This window comes from Bremerella sp. JC817 (genome assembly GCF_040718835.1).
Classification (GTDB): Bacteria; Planctomycetota; Planctomycetia; order Pirellulales; family Pirellulaceae; genus Bremerella.
In genome coordinates, this window is record NZ_JBFEFG010000274.1 from 886369 (window position 1) to 904026 (window position 17658).

Sequence of the window (17658 nt, forward strand, 5' to 3'; positions counted from 1 at the left end):
GGCACCCGCTACGTCTCCAGTTACGCATTCCAACTTTTGCATTCTGGAGACTGGCGATGCCCGAGATCACTGCAAGCTTTACGTTCCACGGTCACGAACTGACCGCCGATGTCGTCAATCCGGGCGATTGGTTCGGCAAGACATGGCTGATCTGCATTGAAGGCGGCTTCACCCCACTGTTCCTGATCGTCGAATCGGACTCGGCGAGCGATGCCATCTCTGAACTCGCCGACTCCGAAGAGTACGGACACCACATCATCGTCGATGAAGCTGATCTCGCCGACTATGCCCACGAGACCTGCGAGTATTCGGGGTCGGGGAAGGTGATCGACACCGACTGGCTCAGCATTCACGGCTGCGAAGGCTGCCCCGTGCCGTTCCAGTGCCGCTACCACGGGGACGGTCTGCCTGCTGAGGGCGTGCTGCCGACCGAGTTCTGCTGGGATGATCTTGACTCCGACGAGGACGAGTAAAGGCACCTGCTAGTTGGGCATAACTCACTTTCACCAAGAGCAGGAGAACACAAATGGGTTGGTTGTTTCCGTATGGCGCAACACGCAAGAGCCTCGTCGAAGATCGCACGAAAGCATGGGAGAGGCAGGTCGGTGAGATGCTCGTCCGCACCGAATGCCTGAAGCACTGTGTGCGGGGCGGTCGGTTTCGTTTCGTGCTGTGGACCGTGTGGCGCAGAACGTTCACGGTCGATGGCGTCGAAGTGCGTCCCGAGGAACGCTGGATCGGCTGCGACCTGATGCAATACAGCCGAGACAACCAAGGTTTCGGCTACAAGGATATGTCGGAAGCAGAACACCCGTTTTATTTCTCCGTGCCGCTGTCCTATCTGGAACTCGTGCCCATCAAGCGATTCGGCGGCAACGAGGAGTGGCGGGCCATCGTGGTTGAACATCACCGCCGTCAAGCAGAGAAGCGGAAGGGTCGGGCCATCATCATCTGATCTGAGCCTGACAAGGCACCTGCTACCGGCGTGCTGGTCAACATCACCACCACGCAGGAGCAGGATCATGCCGCAACAGCAACTCTTCACGGTCGTCGAATACAGCAGCTTCTTCGCAGTCCGCCACAACCCATCGGGCGACGAACACCCGATGGTTGACGGCGTTGACACGCTGTTCGACGAGGACGGCCACGCTCTCTGTCCCGGCACGCCGGGCTTCATCGAGACGTGGGCAGAAGTTCTCAACGCCGACGAGAACTCCACGCTCGAAGCCTACTTCCCTGACCGCATCGACGCCGCTGCCTGATCGGAGAGGCACCCGCTAACGCAGCATCAACTCACGCAATTAGAACAACAGGAGTCGTCATGGTCGCAGAACGCAAACCGCTTTTTCCTTTGGGCCAGATAGTAGCAACGACGCAATGTCTCAGTGAACTTGAGGCTGCCGGACAGACCCCGCTGGAGTTCATTCAGCAACACGCCACGGGTCAGTGGGGATTGGTGTGCGAGGAGGACCGACAAGCCAACGAGGACGCATTGCGCAACGACGAAAGGCTGCTCAGCGTCTTCAAGACTAAGCTCGGATGCAAGCTCTACTGCATCACCGAGTGGGATCGCTCCGTCACAACGCTTTTGTGCGCCATCGAGTATTGATCCAGTCGGCGAGGCACCTGCTAGGAAGTCGTAAGAACAACACACATCACTTCGCAGGAGCAGCACATGCACGATCCGACTGAAGACATCCGCAGGACCATGACGGCTGAGATCAACGCCCAGCCGGGCAGCCGAGAACATCTCGAACAGCAGCACGGTCAGGTCTGGGACACGCAAGAACTCCAGCGTGATTTCGTTGTCTTGGGTTTCTGTGCCCCGTTTGTGGTCGTTGCTGAGAAGGAAAGCGGTCGTCGTGGCTCGCTTCTCTTCCAGCATTCCCCTCGGCTCTATCATTCGTTCCAGCCCGAGTGAGCAGGTCTCCGAGCCAGTCCCAGTTCCACTCGTCGTGGGCTGGGGCTGGCTTTCCCTTTTGGAGCAGGCACATGGAGCGAGATCAGGCATACGTCGGGATGCTGGTGGTATTCGGGAAGCACGGCGAGGAAAAGATGCTCGGCAAGATCGTCGCCGTGAATCCGGCACGGGCCAAAGTTGAGACGCTGGAGCCGAGAGCCGAGCGTCCAGTCGGCACGAGATTCAATGTTCCGTATGCCCTGATGCGGCCAGCCGAAGAGCATGAGGCACCGGCGACTGAAGAAGTTGGGGTGCAAAAGTTGTAATCAAACAATGTGTTCACTGCTTGACCGGCAAGAACTCGCAGGGGGCGGGTTTCTATCCACTACACGACCACCCTTTTCTTTATTGCTCGTCCGTTTCGTTTTCAGCCGCAGGATCAAACCAAGCCCAGATTTGCGAAGTCGAAAAATCCGCCGACAGAAAAACTGCTGGCTGGTAATGTCGCCCATGTCCGGCTGTTGCAAAAGTTGTCTTCGTCTGCCGGATGAGCTTGTGCTGTTGGGCTGGTTGTGGTCTTAGAAAGTGTGGGACTCCCCCAAAACCCGCCGCCATTCAGTCGTTGCTGGGGAGGGTTGAAGCTTCCGACTGAGTTTCGCTCGTTTCTGCAATCTGGTCGTCGAAACACGGGATTTCTTCCAATCTCGGGTCTCCCCTCAAAAAACGGGAGACAGAATATAGTTCCATTTGTTGTGGGGGGTGTAGAGAAGAGAGGAACGGATCAGGTTCGCCGAACTTGTAGGCCACTGCCTTCCCGATCCCATACCGCCTTGCCCGGTGAGTCGTGCCACCCCCTTTCTTCCGAGGATGGTCGTATTCAACGGCAACGTACAGCCATTCCATCTCCCTCAAACAACGAAAGAAGGCCGCCTGTTTGTCGTGATTTCGTAGATTCAGGCCGAAATCCTGAAGGATTGATGGCAGCCCTGATTCTGGAATCTCACGATCACAACCTTTGACATGCCGCAGGAAGAATGCCATCGCTCGAAACAACCGCTGCTGCTTCTCTGGCTTCTTGGCCTGCTTTTCTCCGAACACGATGGAAGCCAACTTCTCACGCAACAACTGCTTCTCTTCCTCGGTGAACGTGATCTCGACTTCGGATGGCACCACTGGCGGTGGCGCTTCACGCCGGACATCCCACGTTCCCTTGTCTGCCAGTTGAAACCCGATCTTCTCCCACTCTGACGCCACAACCTGCCAAGTGTAGGACGGTTCGCTCTGCCAGACTCCCCGAGCAATTCGGCGAATGTCTGCGTCTACCGTCTTTCGGTTGTCCGGCAGGCGAGAACAGATCGAGACATCCGGCAACTCATCCACGAACCGCATCACGATCTCGACGGCATCGTCTTCACTGACGCCCTGAGCGTGCAGCGCCCCCAAAGTGACGTAGATGCCCGCATTGAAGTGCGCAAATTGGCCAAGCTCTGCCTTCGCCCACAGGTTGACGAAAGCACCACGAGTTTTGCCTCGCAGCTTCCCGCTACTCTTTCGCTTCTTCTTTGCCGAAGCCTGCTTCGCTGGATCACCAGCCTGCCGGTCAGACGCACTGCCACAATTCTCGGCAGCGCAACTCAGATCGAGACGCTCCAGCACGAAAGACAGGACAGCATCTCTGTCCATGTATTGCCGGTTCCGATTAAGCAGCCAGTTCGCATAGCCCTCGACATCCTGCCGCAGCTTCCCCTTTCGCCAGACAAGATGCAGGGGCTTGTCCAGCAGAACGATCCGGCCTCGTGCCAACGGTAGACGTTGGCCAAACTGACGGGCCGGAAATACCTCGACTGGCCGGATGCCTTCTCGTTCTTCTTCCGGCAGAGCCTTGATGCTGTCGGCAGTCAGGAAGATGTCGGGATGTCTCCGTTCCAACTTTTGGAATTCTTCCTTCAACCACTTCCGACGAGTTTTAAGCGGCGACTTCTTGCCGAAGAACAGGATGATGTGAACGCCACGGGCGTCTTCCTCAGCCACCTGAACGTGGCAACGGAGCTTCCCGTGAAAGTGGCCGAGCAAGACTTCGAGGCGTTTGAGGAACAGTGAGTAAGACACCTTGTGCAAGTCGAGATCGATCATCAGATGACACGACTGTTCGCCGCCAAAGATGCCAAACTCCTCACTGCCTGAAAGATGGCTCACGACACGCTGGAGCGTCAGAGACTCGTTGAACGACCGCCAGCCTTCCTCGTCAATCGTGGTGTCCCAATACCTCTCGCCTGCCGAGTCAGTGACATACGCCCCCTTGCAGCGCTTGATGAGTCGGTTTCGGTTGGCTGGCTTCACGAACGCAAGATAGAAAAGATGCTTGGCCCGCTCCAACGGCGTAAGGACGACAGGCGTGGTCTGGTCTTCGTGGTAGAGATGGATGGTCTTGACGATCTTCGCCGTGGAATCGATGACGGTCAGCTTCCGTTCTTCAATCTGCTCGAACAACGCTGCCGGTTCTGTCTTCGCTCTGACCTTCCGGCTTCGCATTCGCCAGATGTTCCGTGTGGCAAGTGTTCGTGGCACATCCTTCCAACGACTGTAGACCTGTGGTTTACGCTTTCGACGAGCCATTTCTGTTGTCCTCCTTGACTGGGGCTGTGGAATTGTTTGAGTGGGCCTGCTGCTTTTCAAGAGCGTCTGCTTGCTCAGCGGTGTAGTAGGCTCGTCTTGCCAACTTGATCTCGGGCTTGGGCAAGTCTCCCTTGGCGACCCGCCACCGGAACGCCTCGTAGGTGAGGCCCAGTCGGGCAGCCATCTGCTTTTGGTCACAAAGTCCGAGTGCGCTGCAAATCTCAGACTGTGAGATGCGGCTCAGAACTTTGGGGCCAAAAATGCGAACCGCCGATGTGAGAAGTTGTTTGTCTGTCATGTGATCCTCCACGCTCAACAGAGTGTGGATGCCACATTTTTTGACAGAAAATGGGGTGAGCATCGCCGACGAACGGCAATTTGACGGGTTTCTTGAATTGTCGTAGAAGGGGCTTACTTGCTGAGACAACTCAGGGCGACATGCGACTGACTGCGTGGCTGGCTTGACTTTGGATCAGCGAGAGCCTCATCGGAAGGGAATCCGACAATGACTGCGCAGTCACAAACACCACCAAATGCCATCGTAGAATGGCTCATCTCGCATGGAGATGCGTACAACGACAAGTCTCTGTTCCACATCGAACACGGCGATTGGGAGATCGAAGCATCGAAGACGATGTTCGGCTCATACGCCTTGAACATCGTGAGACACGACCGATCACAATGGCTCTCGTGGGAAATCTACGACGGCGGGTGCTTCTACCAAGAGGGTCGCCCAAATGCTCCAACCAGAAGCTCTGCCGAAGTGATCGCAGAGAGTATCCTCGCCGAGCTTCAGGCAAGGCAGGCCGTCTCAAAGGCATGAGCGATCTGAACCAAGGGAAGAGGCACCTGCTGTCTGCGGACACAGGTGCTTCTTCATTACAACTCTTGGAATGCAACGATGCCGAGCGACGACTTCGACGATCTCCAACCCCGCCAAGCCCAAACCAACGAAGAGAAATTCGAAACACTACTGGACTTGCTGTCCAGTGGATTCGTGAACGACCCAGACCTTGATCTGGTTCGGGACTTGGCGCTCCAACACCTGCTGACGTTCCCGCAGCTTCCCGACCGCACCATCGACATCATGCGGTCAATTCTCGCCGACATGGACGACAGCGAACCTGTTCTCAATCGCAAGGTGGCAGCAATCGACGTTCTGGCTCACATGGGGCCGCAGGCCAAGCCCGCTTTTGCGACTTTGAACGGCCTGCTGCCGCTCATGGAGTCGGATCGGGACATTGAGCGGTCGTTGGCCCTGCGAGCGGCAAGGGCCATGTGGAAGATCGCAGGGGACTCGGAACTTGCGGCAGAAGTCGCTGGGAAGCTGGTGGAAGACGAAGAAAAGTGGTTGGTGGTTCACGCTGCCGAGTTGTTGGGTGAATTGGACTCGTGACTGTTTGTGGGCTTCGTTGTCACGAACAGCAACAGCATGGCGGCAAGGGCCGAGAGGCCCGCTCCCCAGCCAAACGCAACAAGCGGCCCGTGCTGTTCGTAGAGCCAACCGAATATCAGGCTCGACGGCAGGGCTGCGATGCCGATGGCGAAGTTGAACCAACCAAAGGCTAGTCCCTTTCGCTCGGCACCAACCAAAGTCGCCACCAGCGTCTTCTCCGCAGGTTCAGTCAGGGCATAGAAGACGCCATAGACCAAGAATGCAACCCAGACGAGCCACGCCGTCTCGATCAGAGCGAAGGCGATGTAGATGACGGCATAGATCAACCAGCCCACGAGAATCAGCGGTCGTGGACCAACCTTGTCCACGGCTCTTCCGGCCAAGAGGCTCCCGCTACTCTTCACCAGATGGAAGGCGCACCACAAGAGCGGCAACAAGGCGGTCGGCACACCGAGTTCACCCGCACGCACGAGTAGGAACGCATCGCTGGAGTTGCCCAGCGTAAAGATCACAAGGGACAACAAGTAGACTCGGAAGTTGCGGTCGAACGGCTTCAACGTCAGATGCAGTCGTTCCTTCGGCGGCTGTTCGACGAACTTCTCACGAAGGCCGAAGACCAGCAGGGCTACGACCGCCAGACCCGGAATCAGTGTCAGCAGAAACAGGGTTCGCAACTGTCCCGGCCAAGTGAGCAGAAACAACGTGGCGAGGATTGGGCCGACTGCGGCCCCCAGATGATCCATCGCCCGGTGAAACCCGAAGGCTCGGCCTCGGACAGCCTCATCAGTGGAGTCAGCGATCAATGCGTCTCTGGGAGCCGTGCGTAGCCCCTTGCCGATTCGATCTGCGATTCGACCGGCGAAGAACTGCCACGGAACAGTGACCAAGCCCAGTAACGGTCGAGCCACCGCCGCCATTGCATACCCGAAGACCACGAAGCCTTTGCGTTGACCGGCTCGATCTGACCACGCCCCGGCCCACAGCTTGAGCAAGCTCGAAACCGATTCTGCAACGCCTTCAATGATGCCGAGGTGAAAGCGATTGCCTCCCAGAACGGTCATGAGAAACTGAGGCATCAGCGGATAGATCATCTCGCTGGCGACATCATTAAACAGACTGGCCGCTCCCAGCAACTTCACGTTGCGGGGGAGTGGCCGGTTGTTGTGGTTGTCGCTCGCTTCCTCGATCACGCTGTTCTCCGTTCGCACGTCAGTCTTGAATGGTCGGCTGAGTGATTCACTCCATACTTTACACGAGCAACCCACAGAGCATTGCCGCTGCCATCGCCGCCATCACACCATCTTCGATGAACGTCACCTTCGACATCGGCAGGTTGAACACTGTCCCGAGGCAGGCACACTGAATCCGCCGCTTTTGGAACAACGCCTGCGACACCCCCACGATTCCCACCAGCATCACGACCAGCGTAACGAGGTTGGTGGCTACGGGTGCGAAACCGACCAGATAGGCGACTCCCAGCCCCAGTTCGATGAACGGATACGCATAGCCGTAGGCTCTGATCGGACGGGCCAGCACATCGTAAGACTGGAAGGAGTCCACGAAGCCTTGCAGATCGAGCAGCTTGAAGAACGAGAAGGCGAGGAAGAACCCGCCCATGAAGTTCCCCATCGCTCGCATCCAGTCGAACGCCCCCGCCGTGATCTCCACCAGTCCGACGACTCCCACCAGATAGCCGATGACCAACAGCAGCGGCTTGTACGTCTGCCAGAACGATTTCTGTTCGCTCTTCTCAGCAGGTGCTTCGGAGGCAACTTCTCCCAGCACCTTGAATCCGGCATCGGCGACATGCCGTTTGATTTCGGACTCCGAGAGGTTCGCTCCCTCGACCGTCAGCACCTTGTTGGGGTTGTTGGTGTCCACCGACCAGCGCTCAATCGAGGAATCGCCGTCCAAGTGTGGTTGCACGGCAGCCACGCAACTGCCGCAGTTCAGGTTGGTCTTGTACTTCAGTACCGTCGTCATTGCTTTGTCTCCGAAAAGTCGATCATTGTTCCGTTGGCTCATCTCTCGAACCCTGCAAGGCATCGAGGATGGGGCAGCCCTTGGTAGCCCCATGCCCGCTGCACTTGCGGATCAGTTTCAGGAGCGAGTCTTTCATCCGTTGAAGGTCTGCGATCTTCGCTTCGATTTCGGACACCTTCTCTCGGGCCTGCTCTCGCACGTCCGCACGAGTGGCCGAGGTGTCGAGCCGCAAGTTCAGCAGGGACTTGATCTCTTTGAGCGTGAACCCCAGTTCTTTCGCCCGCCGAATGAACCGCAGGACGGCGACCGCTTCTTCGTCGTATTGACGGTAGCCGGACGCTCTCCGCTCGGGTTCATTCAGCAGGCCCTCACGCTCGTAGAAACGCACGGTTTCCACGCCGACGCCTGCCTGTTTTGCGACTTCTCCGATTCTCAGCGATGTCATTTGTCAGCCTCCACGGGTATTATCGACTCTGTACCATACTACAGAGTCAAGGGTGTTCGGCGAAATCGTTCCGAACTCCTGAACTGCCCGAAATTCGGGGCGTTCCAAAACTTGGAATTCGCCGAGGCCAGCCCATGAAGCCGATCCGCTTCTCCTGTGAAGCCACGCTTCCCCAACAGCCCGAAGTGATCGCCAGCCAGATACTCGATCTGAGCAAGTGGCCCGAGTTCAACGGCTACGGCCCGGTGCCGGGGATCAAGCAGGCTGAGTTCGAGACGAAGACCGCCGAGATCGTCGGAACGAGAATCCGGGTCACGAACCGAGATGGTTCAACGCACGTCGAAGAGATCGTCGAATGGGAACCGACACGACGCCTGCGCTTGCACATGTACGAGTTCTCGCCGCCCGTGTCCCGGCTGGCGACCAGTTTCGACGAGACGTGGGAGTTCGAGCGAAACGGCGACCGGACGCATGTGGTCCGGTTCTTCGAGATACACCTGAAGTCAGTCGTGACGAGACCGCTGCTGTGGCTGATCTCCTTCCTCTTGAAGCGAGCCATTGCTCGGCATTTGGAGCAGATGCGTCATGACGAGTAGGGCCATGCGAGATTTCACACAGCCTTCATCTCGTCTACGTCGGCGATGATGAAGCCCACGGTTCCCTTTGGGCCAAGGCCGTGCTTGGGCGAATCGACGACGATCCGCATGGCTTTCTCCAGCCACCGTCTGAGATCGGTCAGCAGCGGCTTCTCACCAAACACCTCGACAATGAGCGGAACGATGAACCGATGGACTGGACGCTCACCGACAGCTTCCATCAGCAGGTCGTGCTGCTCCCAGCAGGCTTGGGTCACATCAGCGAACACCGTGGCCTTCGTCTCGTCTGCGTGCCACAGACGACTGGTGGCGTCCCAGTAGACTGCATTTCGGTAGGCGTCAGCTTTGGCGATGACGTAGCGAGGAAAGGAGTCGTTCCCACGCTTGATGAGCGAGAACATCGGCGGCGTGTCACTCATTGATCGTCCTCCTGACTTTCGGGCACAAAATCGCCATCCCCGCTGAGAACACGAGATTGGGCAATCACCTTCGGCAGATCGCTTGCGAGGCGGTGCGGGTTTCGGATGGCCAGATTGATCGGCGGCTGGCCGATGATTCGGATGGTCATGAACAGGACCGCCACTTTGTCTGCGGTAATCGGGCAGTCAATAACGCCGGTGTCGAGCGACAAGATTTCAACGTCCGTAACGTCGAGCTTCATGGGGAATCTCCTCTCGGGGTGAAGCAGGAACACAGAGACCTTCTGCGTCTAGCAGGTGCCTTGTCGTCCGAGAGGGTCGTTCCCGCATCGTGGGCAGGCGGCGAACTCGTCCTTGACCGGAGAGCCACAGATCGGGCACTCGTACTGCTCGTAGCCACACGCCGGACAGGGCATTTCGGGATCGAACGTCTCGGCTCCACAATTCCGGCAGAACCACCGAATCTCAGGCTCGTCCGTCAGGGGAAGCTCCTCGGACTCAGAGCGGAATGGCCACGGGCATGTCACGTCGAACCACGCATCGAGTCCATTTGCCCTGAGTTCTTCATATTCCTTCGTGCCGCCGAAGAGAACACGGTGGCCAAGCCATTGAAGCCCATTGAAGAAGACCGCAGCAATCAGAGCGATGAAGGCCAAGAATGGCAGGCTAATCGCCCCGACAAGAATAGCCGGGATGCCGATGGGTAGGCTAAGGATGAACGCTACGACCCAGAAGCGGCTGAGAACTTGGACGGCGTTTCGGGACATGATCGACTCCCAGTTTGAGGTTGAAAACTGGGGTGCCTAGCAGGTGCCTCGCTATTCGTTGACCTACTGAAGCTGCACGATCTCCCACTGAGGCAAGTGGTCTTTGGCGTGAAACTCCAGCTTTGCTAGATCGAGTTGCTCATTGAGTTCCTCTGCAATGTAAGTAAGACCATTATCACGCAGTTCTTGAAGCGTGTCCCTGATCGTCGTGGCAATCGCATCTTTCTGTCTCTTCTCGTTAATATCACGAAACCCACGTTGCTTTCTGACATTTCCCTTCTCGTCGATGTTGAACTCTTTGACTAACGCTTCGAGTTCGACCTGACACCGGGATATCGCTGCGTGATCCGAGTTTTTTCTGGCAAGTTCCAGTTCCTCAGAAATCGACCTAAACTGCTCTTCCACTTGCCGTCGCCCTTCAGGTGTGTCCTTTGATTGCTTCCGATATCGATTGTGTTCCAACTGCTCGGCCTTGCCGTCAGCCGTTCTCCAAACGGCACGACCGTGGTTAGAGATTGGTCTCTTGCCATATTCGATGGCTTCCGCTGGCGGAAGTCTCCGATGCTGATTTGCGATATATGCGGCGATCCGTTGCAGTCCAGAATTCTTCGATGGAGTAAAAGGGAACTCCATACCGGCTGGTAGAACGCTCCACTTCTTCGGTCCTTCAACAATACGATGAACGTCACAACGTTCTTGTCGTTCCTGTCCTGCCACTTCTGGCTTTCCCCCTTTTGTCGTGCGTGTTCTGACAAGAGCCTCCGCATCTGAAAGCGGCCACATAGTGTTAGTGGCAATCACAAGTTCCGGGGACAGTAATGCCCGAACAGCAGCAAGTGAAGATGACCACACGTTGAATTGCAAATTGAAGATGAGAGGGTGCATCGGATACCTCACATCACCGACACCACCCCACATCTGTATCAGCCGGTTGTACTCATTTGGGTCATCAGTCTCTCCATTCCACAACTCTCCGTATCCCCGGAGCAGCGGCAGTGAGAACCGCATGGCCCACTGGTGTAGAGTCATGAGCCATCCGTGGACCGAATCGAACTCGATGGGGAGATCACGAGAGTCGATTTCAGAGAAATCCTCTCGACTCAGAACCACTCCCAAGGACTCGACGAGATTGCAGAACTCCTCAAGTCCATCTGGGCTTCCGTGCCAAATCCCGAGGCAGTCGTCAAAGGGACCATGCCAGTCACACCACACTTCTTCCGACAGGCATTGACCCTCGTTCTCGATGAACGCTTCCCATTGCGGCTCCGTGATTTGAACTTCTCCTTTGACGGACCACGGCTTTAGCTGCTGATGAAACAGGGCTGGGTGCTGCCGTGCGGCTCGCTCAAGCTCGACGCAAATCGCCTCCAAGTTGTGTCGTCCTGCCGGACTCAGAGAAAACATTCGCAACGGTCCTCGATCCAACTTTCGAACTGAAATCGTCACCTCCACGGTGGAAGGGCACCGAGCTTCGCTGACAACGAATTCCGAATTCGGCTGTCGAATTGCGAGTTCGCCCTTCAGCTAACGGGGAACACGGTGTTTCCCGTTGGCTCTATAGACAGCACATTTTACCGATCAGGCAATGGTTGGGCGACATGGACAGCGATGAACGTCCTCGATGGATGACCGACGAACTCGTCGAGCAGGCGATTCGCAACTTTCGACCCAAAAGTTCCGAGCCATTCGGTGAAGAAGAGGCCGTGCAGGTCTTGCTGTCTTTGAGCCAGCTTCTTGAAGCAACTGGTTTGTTGAAGCTGGAGATCGACGATGAAGAAGAAAAAAATGAAGTACATCGCTTGGGCGAGGGTGAGCAGCCGTGAACAGAAAGACGAGGGCTTCTCACTGGATGTGCAGTTGGATGCCTTCGAGGACTACGCACGGCGAGAGAAAATTGAAATTCAGAAGACGTTTGAAGTTGCCGAGACCGGGACGAGAGCAGAAGAGCGGAGCCAGTTCCGTGAGATGATCGCCTATGCCAAAAAGCACGCTCATGAACTTGGTGGGATACTCTTCTACAAGATTGACCGTGCCGCCAGAAACATGAGCGACTTCATGAAGCTGGAGGAAATCGAGACTCGGTTCGGACTCCCGTTCATCGCCATCACGCAGCCAGTCCAGAACACTCCGACCGGCAGAATGGTGCGTCGTACACTGGCAACCGTTGCCGCCTACCAGACTGAACAGCAGTCGCTTGATGTCAGGGATGGGATCGCACGTCGAGTGGCTGAGGGATGGTTTCCGTCTACTCCTCCATTCGGCTATCGAAATCGTCGCATCGATAAGCGAAGCTACGTCGAGACGCATCCTCAGAACGGCAACAAGGTGAGGCGTGTCGCCGAACTTCGTGCGAACCACGGCCTCACTGTGCTTGAAGTCAGCGAACGGATGTTTGACGAAGGGTTGTTCTACTGTGAGTCGAAGCCGAAGTTCTCCGAGTCAAAGATCAACTCGATTCTCCATGACAGATCGTACCTTGGTTTCATCTGGTTCCGAGGGGCATGGCATCCCGGCCAACATGAGCCACTCATCGATCAACTGACTTGGGATCAGATTCGTGTCTCGTTCAACGAGCAGACCTATCGCTCACACGAACTGGTCTACGCCAGTAAGTTGATTAAGTGCGGCCACTGCGGACACTTCGTGACCGGCGAAGAGAAGTCCAAGATGACGAAGAAGGGACTCAAACCCTACATCTACTATCGATGCTCTCGGTATCGCACAGCAGGACACCCACGAGTGCGGCTCACCGAGCAGGAACTCGACCGGCAGTTGCAGAATATGTTCGACTCAGTGGGCGACTTGTCGGATGAGAGCCGAAGTCTTGTCCAGATGGTGGCCCGATCCATTCTGGAAACCCGGTTCGATGACGAGAAGGTTCAGGTCTCCGAGTCGAAGCGCCTCTTGTCACTGCTGGAAACGCAGCGCCAGAAGCTTTTGAGTCGAAACTTATCAGGATCGATCTCAGACGCACTGTTCGACCAGCAGCAGTCCGAATTCGACGAGAGGGAGCGGAGACTCCTAACGCAGATGGCACGGCAGGAGCGGATCGGGCAAGGCATCGAGTCCATCTCCGGTCAAGCTGTTCAAGTATTCGATGTCCTCTCGAACGACTGGCTGGCAATGGAGCGGCGAGCCAGACAGCTTGCTTTGTCAGCCCTGTTAGGAGGGTTCCGGCTCGAAGGCCGAACGCTGGTCCCAGAGAACAGGACACCGTTAGAACTATTTCGGGCAGGATAGTGCTTCGCCGTTGCAGATCGGCTTTTCTCGGAGAAAATGGACTTCATCGAAAGGTGAAGTCTGTTTTCTTTCAGGGATGGTCCAGTGGCGCAACCACAGAAACGATATGTCGCACTGGCGAGGGTCAGCAGCCGGGAACAAGAGCGTGAAGGGTTCTCCCTCGACGTGCAGGTGGATGCTCTGCGCCACTATGCCGAGCGGAACAATGGTGAGATCGTCCGCCTCTTTCGCATCGCTGAGACGGCCTCGAAATACGACGAGCGCAGCACCTTCAAGGAACTGATGGCCTTCGCCAAGAAGAATGCTCACAAGCTCGACGGGCTGCTCTTCTACAAGGTGGACCGTGCCGCCCGAAACCTGTTCGATTACGTCGAGCTTGAGCGTCTGGAGTCCGAGTTCGGCGTCCAGTTCATCTCCGTGGCCCAGCCAACCGAGAACACGCCAGCCGGTCGGATGCAGCGGAGGATGCTGGCGAGCATGGCCAGCTTCTACACCGAACAGCAGTCGATTGATGTGAAAGAAGGCATCGAACGCCGGGTCGAAAGTGGTTTGTTTCCGAGCCGACCGCCCTATGGCTACCCAAACGTCCGTATCGATGGCCGCAGCATCGTCGAAGTCCACCCCGAGAATGCCCGGACCATCCGACGCATCTTCGAGTTGTACGGGTATCACAGCCACACACTCGACACGCTCCCTGATGCTCTGGTGGCCGAGGGGATCGAATACCTGCCGTCGATGACGAAGTTCGGGCGAAGCAAGCTCTACACGATCCTGACCGACCGTGCCTACATCGGTGAGATCAAGTTCCGGGGGCAGTGGCTTCCCGGCACGCACTCACCGATCATCGACCGGCGACTCTGGGATCGAGTCCAGACTCTCCTCGGCCAGAAAGTCTACAAGCAGCACCAAATGACCTACGCCAGCGACCTGATCGAGTGTGCCCACTGCGGATCGCCGATCACCGGCGAGCGAAAATTCAAAATGACGAAGAGCGGCGAGCGGGAGTACGTCTACTACCGCTGCACCCAGTACCACAAGGGCGACCATCCACGCATCCGCCTGACCGAGAACGAACTCGATTCCCAGATGCTCGCCATCTTCGACACCCTGCGGGTGGAGGACGCCGAGTTCCGTGACTTGTTCCGTGAGCAGCTTCGGCAGGCGACGAATTGGGAATTCGGCCAAGCTTCGAAAGAGGACGGCAACTTAAAGAACCGGCACACCGAAGTCGTGCGTCTTCAGCAGCAGTTGCTCAACCTTCGGCTGCTCGAAGAGATCGATGCCGACACCTTCGCCCGGAAAGCACGAGAGTTGAGGGATGAGGAAGCCGAGTTGCGCCTCGAAATTGACCGTTGCAGCCGTGGCCGGAACGAAATCATCGACATTGCGGTGAAAGCGTTTGAACTTTCGCAAAGCCTTCGGGAGAAATGGTTTGACGCCGACTATGCCGCAAAACGTCGAATCCTCGAAATCCTCTGTTTGAACTGGACGCTCGACGGCGCAAGTCTCGTCGCCACAATGAGAAAGCCCTTCAGCCTGTTGGCCGAAGGGCTTCTTCAGAAAGATAGTCGGGGTAACAGGATTCGAACCTGCGACCTTTTGACCCCCAGTCAAACGCGCTAACCAGGCTGCGCTATACCCCGGAATGGATTCCCTGGTGGCCGGAAAGCGGGTGCTTTGGGCCTGGCGGTGTCGGGAGGACACGGCCGGTGGGTGGCGGTTCGCTTAGATGACGCCCGGCACCCGAGGGGAAGGTACCAATATGCCAACTCTCAGCAGCGGAAACAAGGCCTCCTAGCGGCCTGCTTCCTCCCTGAGCGGTGTTTTGGCGGAGCAGGCGACCGAAATTGACGCTTATGGGGTCCGATTCCGCGGATCGCGAATTTTCCAGCTTGCCGTATCCAGGTGCGGCACCACGTCGAATTTGTCGAGCGTGGCCGCTATTTCAATATCTGCTTCCAAGCCAATCCGCAGGACGTTGCGACCTCCGCGGCTTCGCTTGAGTCGCTCTGCCAGGGTCGACATCGTCAGTCCGGTCTTCGCTTCTCTCCAGGCATCGGCCGCGATCTGGGCCTGGTCGTTCAGCTCGATCGAATCGAGACGCCCCAACGAAAGGTGATCGACGATCGCGCCGGCCAGCAATACGTCTTCGCGGGTGATCTCTCCTTCGGTCCCGGCACACACGACATGGATATGTTCGTGCTCGGCCAGTTCGTTGCAAAGAGCGGTCAGGTTAACGAAGGCGGCAATGAAGATGTCGCGAGCCGTTTTGCAGGCCTGCATCGCTTTGGTACCGTTGGTGGTAGTGAAGATGATCGGTCGCCCCTTTACCCGCTGGGCTGGATACTCGGCTGGCGAATTGCCCAGGTCGAAGCCTTCGATCTTCTGCCCGCCCCGTTCTCCACCGAGCAAAGCGGTGGGCTGCTGCGTCTTCTGCTCGCGTGCTTCCTCAATCGTTAACTGAGGCATGACATAATCGGCCCCATTGGCAACGGCGTGCACAATGGTGGTCGTGGCCCGCAAGACATCGATCACAACGGCAACGCCCTGGGTCAGATCGGCTTCGCCCATCAACGCAGGCAGTAGGTAGACATCGATCCGCTTGGTCTTCAAAATTTGCTCCTGGCAACTATCCAATGTTCTCGGCGTGTCAGCGAATCTACATTATGGGTAGCGAACCCAACAACCAGATTATCACCTAAAAGGGCTATTAGAGGAATGAGCGAAAGCAACAATACTCACTCCATCGTCGTCGGCTACATTGCGTGGGCGTTCGGCATCTTCGGCGCGCATCGCTTTTATTATGGAAAGCCGCTTACCGGCGTTATTTGGATGCTAACCGGCGGTGTGCTGCTGATTGGCTGGATCATCGACTTGTTCTTGATCCCGGCCATGGATGCCGAATGCAATGCTCGCTTCAAAGCAGGGCCGCTCGACTACACCGTGGCCTGGCTGCTGACCGTCTTCCTCGGTGCGTTTGGCATCCACCGCTTCTACATGGGCAAGTGGATCAGCGGCATTATTTGGCTGCTGACGGGCGGCCTGTTCGGGATCGGATGGATATACGACCTGGTGACAATCAATCAGCAAGTCGACGACATCAACCGCTCGCTCACGCTGCACTAAGCACGCGACGCTTCGTCGTTTGAAAAAGGCCGACCACGCTGGGTGCGTTCGGCCTTACTTGGCCATCTCTTCCATCTTGGCGGGATGGCTCGGATCGAGCTTGAAGGTTACCGGATAGTGGTAACCTTCCGCCTTTTTGGGGAACATCTTTTCCCAGGCCCTGACGAAGGCATACGACGAGACCTTCATTCGATAGCTCAGGCCTTCGGTATTCTGCGAGAGATGACGGCAACCCATGGTATGCCGCAAGAACCGATTCGCGCGAAACAGTTTGATGCGGCGGCGAGCTTTCGGCGTGAGATGCTCGGTTGTGAGTGAAACGTTCAATCCTTCGAGATTGCTCACCCGGTGCGGCGTATTCTGCGGCCAAGTCACCATCTGTCCTGGTTGCAAGTCGACGACCATCGCTTCCGCATCAAACTCCGGTTGATAGTCGAGCTCTTCGTTGCAGATGCCACAGATGACATCTTCCACCTTCTGCTGGGTCACGTAACGATCGTCACGTGGCGGATAGGCCCAAACACGCTTCACCCCGCGCATGTGCCACAGCATATTGCAGGGAATATCGAGGTGGTAATAGACCAAGGCACGCGGGCTGCTGATTAACAAGTTGGCCGAACGCTCGAGAGCGATAAAGCCAGGCACTTTGCTTTCCAGTTCGTCGTACAGGTCGTTGATCACATTGCGATAGTCGGCGTGATGCTGGGCCATGTTGCGGACGTTCAGCCAGAGGCGGCCGGCTTGTGTCGCTTCCCAAAGCTGCTCGCCGGAGAGCTTCGAGGCGTCTCCTTCCTGCCACTCATTGCGATTTTCGTCAGTCCCCATGGTGTGGACGTTAAGATAATCGCGCGGATGAGTGTCCAGAACGCGGATTAAATGCTCGTCGTCGAAGAGCCCGGTTTCCAGCAGATGATGCTGTACGGTCAGAGGTCGATCTTCCAACTGTTGATTGGTGAACGTGCAATCGACCAGGCTGGTTGCTACCGACATGAAGGGCCTCGCGGAGAATATTAAGGGAATTCGCGTTTTGAAAGTCTAGTAGCAGCCTGCTCTCCAGGTCCCCTGCTCTGCCACGCTTTGCTGAATCCCCAGACGATCGACGGTGACCCGATTGATTTATTCGCTGCAACCGTTACGAATGGAATGATGGTCCCGCGTTCAGATGATTGC

24 protein-coding genes, 1 tRNA gene and 1 pseudogene are annotated in these 17658 nt (G+C 56.7%); 13 read left to right on the top strand and 13 right to left on the bottom strand.

Annotation, left to right across the window (positions count from 1 at the left end):
• Window positions 1-56 precede the first annotated feature (56 nt).
• The 6 genes from AB1L30_RS17750 (at window position 57) to AB1L30_RS17775 (ending at window position 2226) form a co-directional block, all read left to right on the top strand.
• Window positions 57-473, top strand: coding sequence for a hypothetical protein (locus tag AB1L30_RS17750; protein WP_367014745.1), 417 nt, complete (start codon window positions 57-59; stop codon window positions 471-473).
• 53 nt (window positions 474-526) lie between these two features.
• Entirely contained in the window at window positions 527-955 is a 429-nt protein-coding gene (locus AB1L30_RS17755; protein ID WP_367014746.1) for a hypothetical protein, read from the top strand.
• Between the two features lie 67 nt (window positions 956-1022).
• Entirely contained in the window at window positions 1023-1262 is a 240-nt protein-coding gene (locus AB1L30_RS17760) for a hypothetical protein (RefSeq protein WP_367014747.1), read from the top strand.
• A gap of 59 nt (window positions 1263-1321) precedes the next feature.
• A complete protein-coding gene (locus AB1L30_RS17765) occupies window positions 1322-1609 on the top strand; it encodes a hypothetical protein (RefSeq protein WP_367014748.1) in 288 nt (95 codons plus the stop codon).
• Between the two features lie 66 nt (window positions 1610-1675).
• On the top strand, window positions 1676-1921 hold the full coding sequence (locus AB1L30_RS17770; RefSeq protein WP_367014749.1) for a hypothetical protein: 246 nt from the start codon (window positions 1676-1678) through the stop codon (window positions 1919-1921).
• A gap of 71 nt (window positions 1922-1992) precedes the next feature.
• Entirely contained in the window at window positions 1993-2226 is a 234-nt protein-coding gene (locus AB1L30_RS17775; RefSeq protein WP_367014750.1) for a hypothetical protein, read from the top strand.
• Between the two features lie 289 nt (window positions 2227-2515).
• On the opposite strand, the gene AB1L30_RS17780 is transcribed toward AB1L30_RS17775, so the two are convergent.
• Both AB1L30_RS17780 and AB1L30_RS17785 read right to left on the bottom strand, forming a co-directional pair.
• On the bottom strand, window positions 2516-4516 hold the full coding sequence (locus AB1L30_RS17780) for a hypothetical protein (RefSeq protein ID WP_367014751.1): 2001 nt from the start codon (window positions 4514-4516) through the stop codon (window positions 2516-2518).
• Window positions 4497-4814: a hypothetical protein gene (locus AB1L30_RS17785; RefSeq protein ID WP_367014752.1), complete on the bottom strand. Its 318-nt coding sequence runs from the start codon at window positions 4812-4814 to the stop codon at window positions 4497-4499. Before AB1L30_RS17785 ends, AB1L30_RS17780 begins: the two co-directional genes overlap by 20 nt.
• A 207-nt stretch (window positions 4815-5021) precedes the next feature.
• Here AB1L30_RS17785 and AB1L30_RS17790 point away from each other — a divergent pair, with 207 nt between their 5' ends.
• Both AB1L30_RS17790 and AB1L30_RS17795 read left to right on the top strand, forming a co-directional pair.
• The gene (locus AB1L30_RS17790) at window positions 5022-5339 is read left to right on the top strand and encodes a hypothetical protein (RefSeq protein WP_367014753.1); all 318 of its coding nucleotides are present in this window, start codon (window positions 5022-5024) and stop codon (window positions 5337-5339) included.
• Between the two features lie 78 nt (window positions 5340-5417).
• A complete protein-coding gene (locus AB1L30_RS17795; RefSeq protein ID WP_367014754.1) occupies window positions 5418-5912 on the top strand; it encodes a hypothetical protein in 495 nt (164 codons plus the stop codon).
• On the opposite strand, the gene AB1L30_RS17800 is transcribed toward AB1L30_RS17795, so the two are convergent.
• From AB1L30_RS17800 to AB1L30_RS17810, 3 genes are read right to left on the bottom strand one after another with little or no spacing between them, the layout of a single operon-like run.
• The gene (locus AB1L30_RS17800; RefSeq protein ID WP_367014755.1) at window positions 5876-7120 is read right to left on the bottom strand and encodes an MFS transporter; all 1245 of its coding nucleotides are present in this window, start codon (window positions 7118-7120) and stop codon (window positions 5876-5878) included. The genes AB1L30_RS17795 and AB1L30_RS17800 overlap by 37 nt on opposite strands.
• Before the next feature lie 40 nt (window positions 7121-7160).
• The gene (locus tag AB1L30_RS17805; protein WP_367014756.1) at window positions 7161-7895 is read right to left on the bottom strand and encodes a heavy-metal-associated domain-containing protein; all 735 of its coding nucleotides are present in this window, start codon (window positions 7893-7895) and stop codon (window positions 7161-7163) included.
• A gap of 22 nt (window positions 7896-7917) precedes the next feature.
• On the bottom strand, window positions 7918-8340 hold the full coding sequence (locus AB1L30_RS17810) for a MerR family transcriptional regulator (protein WP_367014757.1): 423 nt from the start codon (window positions 8338-8340) through the stop codon (window positions 7918-7920).
• A gap of 134 nt (window positions 8341-8474) precedes the next feature.
• Here AB1L30_RS17810 and AB1L30_RS17815 point away from each other — a divergent pair, with 134 nt between their 5' ends.
• Window positions 8475-8936 carry an SRPBCC family protein gene (locus tag AB1L30_RS17815; RefSeq protein WP_367014758.1) on the top strand — a complete coding sequence of 154 codons (462 nt, stop codon included), beginning with the start codon at window positions 8475-8477 and terminating at the stop codon, window positions 8934-8936.
• Window positions 8937-8950: 14 nt separating this feature from the next.
• Here the strand turns inward: AB1L30_RS17815 and AB1L30_RS17820 are convergent, their stop codons facing one another.
• From AB1L30_RS17820 to AB1L30_RS17835, 4 genes are all read right to left on the bottom strand, one after another.
• Window positions 8951-9355 carry a hypothetical protein gene (locus tag AB1L30_RS17820; protein WP_367014759.1) on the bottom strand — a complete coding sequence of 135 codons (405 nt, stop codon included), beginning with the start codon at window positions 9353-9355 and terminating at the stop codon, window positions 8951-8953.
• Entirely contained in the window at window positions 9352-9597 is a 246-nt protein-coding gene (locus AB1L30_RS17825) for a hypothetical protein (protein WP_367014760.1), read from the bottom strand. Before AB1L30_RS17825 ends, AB1L30_RS17820 begins: the two co-directional genes overlap by 4 nt.
• Before the next feature lie 48 nt (window positions 9598-9645).
• Window positions 9646-10122 (bottom strand): hypothetical protein, encoded by a 477-nt coding sequence (locus tag AB1L30_RS17830; protein WP_367014761.1) that lies wholly within the window; start codon window positions 10120-10122, stop codon window positions 9646-9648.
• Between the two features lie 63 nt (window positions 10123-10185).
• Entirely contained in the window at window positions 10186-11526 is a 1341-nt protein-coding gene (locus tag AB1L30_RS17835) for a hypothetical protein (protein ID WP_367014762.1), read from the bottom strand.
• A gap of 194 nt (window positions 11527-11720) precedes the next feature.
• On the opposite strand from AB1L30_RS17835, the gene AB1L30_RS17840 reads away from it, so the two are divergent.
• The 3 genes and pseudogenes from AB1L30_RS17840 to AB1L30_RS17850 form a co-directional block, all read left to right on the top strand.
• Complete coding sequence (locus AB1L30_RS17840) at window positions 11721-11945, top strand: hypothetical protein (RefSeq protein WP_367014763.1); 225 nt, start codon at window positions 11721-11723, stop codon at window positions 11943-11945.
• The gene (locus AB1L30_RS17845; protein WP_367014764.1) at window positions 11893-13362 is read left to right on the top strand and encodes a recombinase family protein; all 1470 of its coding nucleotides are present in this window, start codon (window positions 11893-11895) and stop codon (window positions 13360-13362) included. Before AB1L30_RS17840 ends, AB1L30_RS17845 begins: the two co-directional genes overlap by 53 nt.
• Before the next feature lie 165 nt (window positions 13363-13527).
• Window positions 13528-14391 (top strand): annotated as a pseudogene (locus tag AB1L30_RS17850) (recombinase family protein); the annotation flags it as partial.
• Window positions 14392-14568: 177 nt separating this feature from the next.
• On the opposite strand, the gene AB1L30_RS17855 reads toward AB1L30_RS17850, so the two are convergent.
• The 3 genes from AB1L30_RS17855 to AB1L30_RS17865 all read right to left on the bottom strand — a co-directional run bounded on the left by AB1L30_RS17855 (window position 14569) and on the right by AB1L30_RS17865 (window position 15975).
• Window positions 14569-14775 (bottom strand): hypothetical protein, encoded by a 207-nt coding sequence (locus tag AB1L30_RS17855; protein ID WP_367014765.1) that lies wholly within the window; start codon window positions 14773-14775, stop codon window positions 14569-14571.
• A gap of 155 nt (window positions 14776-14930) precedes the next feature.
• Window positions 14931-15005, bottom strand: a tRNA-Pro gene (locus AB1L30_RS17860).
• 211 nt (window positions 15006-15216) lie between these two features.
• Window positions 15217-15975, bottom strand: a complete 759-nt coding sequence (locus AB1L30_RS17865) for a 2-phosphosulfolactate phosphatase (RefSeq protein ID WP_367014766.1) — start codon at window positions 15973-15975, stop codon at window positions 15217-15219.
• A gap of 105 nt (window positions 15976-16080) precedes the next feature.
• Between AB1L30_RS17865 and AB1L30_RS17870 the strand changes: the two genes are divergently transcribed.
• Complete coding sequence (locus tag AB1L30_RS17870; RefSeq protein WP_367014767.1) at window positions 16081-16488, top strand: TM2 domain-containing protein; 408 nt, start codon at window positions 16081-16083, stop codon at window positions 16486-16488.
• A 54-nt stretch (window positions 16489-16542) separates the two neighbouring features.
• Here the strand turns inward: AB1L30_RS17870 and AB1L30_RS17875 are convergent, their stop codons facing one another.
• Window positions 16543-17478, bottom strand: a complete 936-nt coding sequence (locus AB1L30_RS17875) for a cupin-like domain-containing protein (protein WP_367014768.1) — start codon at window positions 17476-17478, stop codon at window positions 16543-16545.
• Window positions 17479-17658: the final 180 nt, after the last annotated feature.

Bases quoted from the DNA above. Each gene is read 5' to 3' on its own strand.
- AB1L30_RS17750 (WP_367014745.1), top strand. From the start codon at position 57: ATGCCCGAGATCACTGCAAGCTTTACGTTCCACGGTCACGAACTGACC.
- AB1L30_RS17755 (WP_367014746.1), top strand. From the start codon at position 527: ATGGGTTGGTTGTTTCCGTATGGCGCAACACGCAAGAGCCTCGTCGAA.
- AB1L30_RS17760 (WP_367014747.1), top strand. From the start codon at position 1,023: ATGCCGCAACAGCAACTCTTCACGGTCGTCGAATACAGCAGCTTCTTC.
- AB1L30_RS17765 (WP_367014748.1), top strand. From the start codon at position 1,322: ATGGTCGCAGAACGCAAACCGCTTTTTCCTTTGGGCCAGATAGTAGCA.
- AB1L30_RS17770 (WP_367014749.1), top strand. From the start codon at position 1,676: ATGCACGATCCGACTGAAGACATCCGCAGGACCATGACGGCTGAGATC.
- AB1L30_RS17775 (WP_367014750.1), top strand. From the start codon at position 1,993: ATGGAGCGAGATCAGGCATACGTCGGGATGCTGGTGGTATTCGGGAAG.
- AB1L30_RS17780 (WP_367014751.1), bottom strand. From the start codon at position 4,516: ATGGCTCGTCGAAAGCGTAAACCACAGGTCTACAGTCGTTGGAAGGAT.
- AB1L30_RS17785 (WP_367014752.1), bottom strand. From the start codon at position 4,814: ATGACAGACAAACAACTTCTCACATCGGCGGTTCGCATTTTTGGCCCC.
- AB1L30_RS17790 (WP_367014753.1), top strand. From the start codon at position 5,022: ATGACTGCGCAGTCACAAACACCACCAAATGCCATCGTAGAATGGCTC.
- AB1L30_RS17795 (WP_367014754.1), top strand. From the start codon at position 5,418: ATGCCGAGCGACGACTTCGACGATCTCCAACCCCGCCAAGCCCAAACC.
- AB1L30_RS17805 (WP_367014756.1), bottom strand. From the start codon at position 7,895: ATGACGACGGTACTGAAGTACAAGACCAACCTGAACTGCGGCAGTTGC.
- AB1L30_RS17810 (WP_367014757.1), bottom strand. From the start codon at position 8,340: ATGACATCGCTGAGAATCGGAGAAGTCGCAAAACAGGCAGGCGTCGGC.
- AB1L30_RS17815 (WP_367014758.1), top strand. From the start codon at position 8,475: ATGAAGCCGATCCGCTTCTCCTGTGAAGCCACGCTTCCCCAACAGCCC.
- AB1L30_RS17820 (WP_367014759.1), bottom strand. From the start codon at position 9,355: ATGAGTGACACGCCGCCGATGTTCTCGCTCATCAAGCGTGGGAACGAC.
- AB1L30_RS17825 (WP_367014760.1), bottom strand. From the start codon at position 9,597: ATGAAGCTCGACGTTACGGACGTTGAAATCTTGTCGCTCGACACCGGC.
- AB1L30_RS17830 (WP_367014761.1), bottom strand. From the start codon at position 10,122: ATGTCCCGAAACGCCGTCCAAGTTCTCAGCCGCTTCTGGGTCGTAGCG.
- AB1L30_RS17835 (WP_367014762.1), bottom strand. From the start codon at position 11,526: ATGTTTTCTCTGAGTCCGGCAGGACGACACAACTTGGAGGCGATTTGC.
- AB1L30_RS17840 (WP_367014763.1), top strand. From the start codon at position 11,721: ATGGACAGCGATGAACGTCCTCGATGGATGACCGACGAACTCGTCGAG.
- AB1L30_RS17845 (WP_367014764.1), top strand. From the start codon at position 11,893: ATGAAGAAGAAAAAAATGAAGTACATCGCTTGGGCGAGGGTGAGCAGC.
- AB1L30_RS17870 (WP_367014767.1), top strand. From the start codon at position 16,081: ATGAGCGAAAGCAACAATACTCACTCCATCGTCGTCGGCTACATTGCG.
- AB1L30_RS17875 (WP_367014768.1), bottom strand. From the start codon at position 17,478: ATGTCGGTAGCAACCAGCCTGGTCGATTGCACGTTCACCAATCAACAG.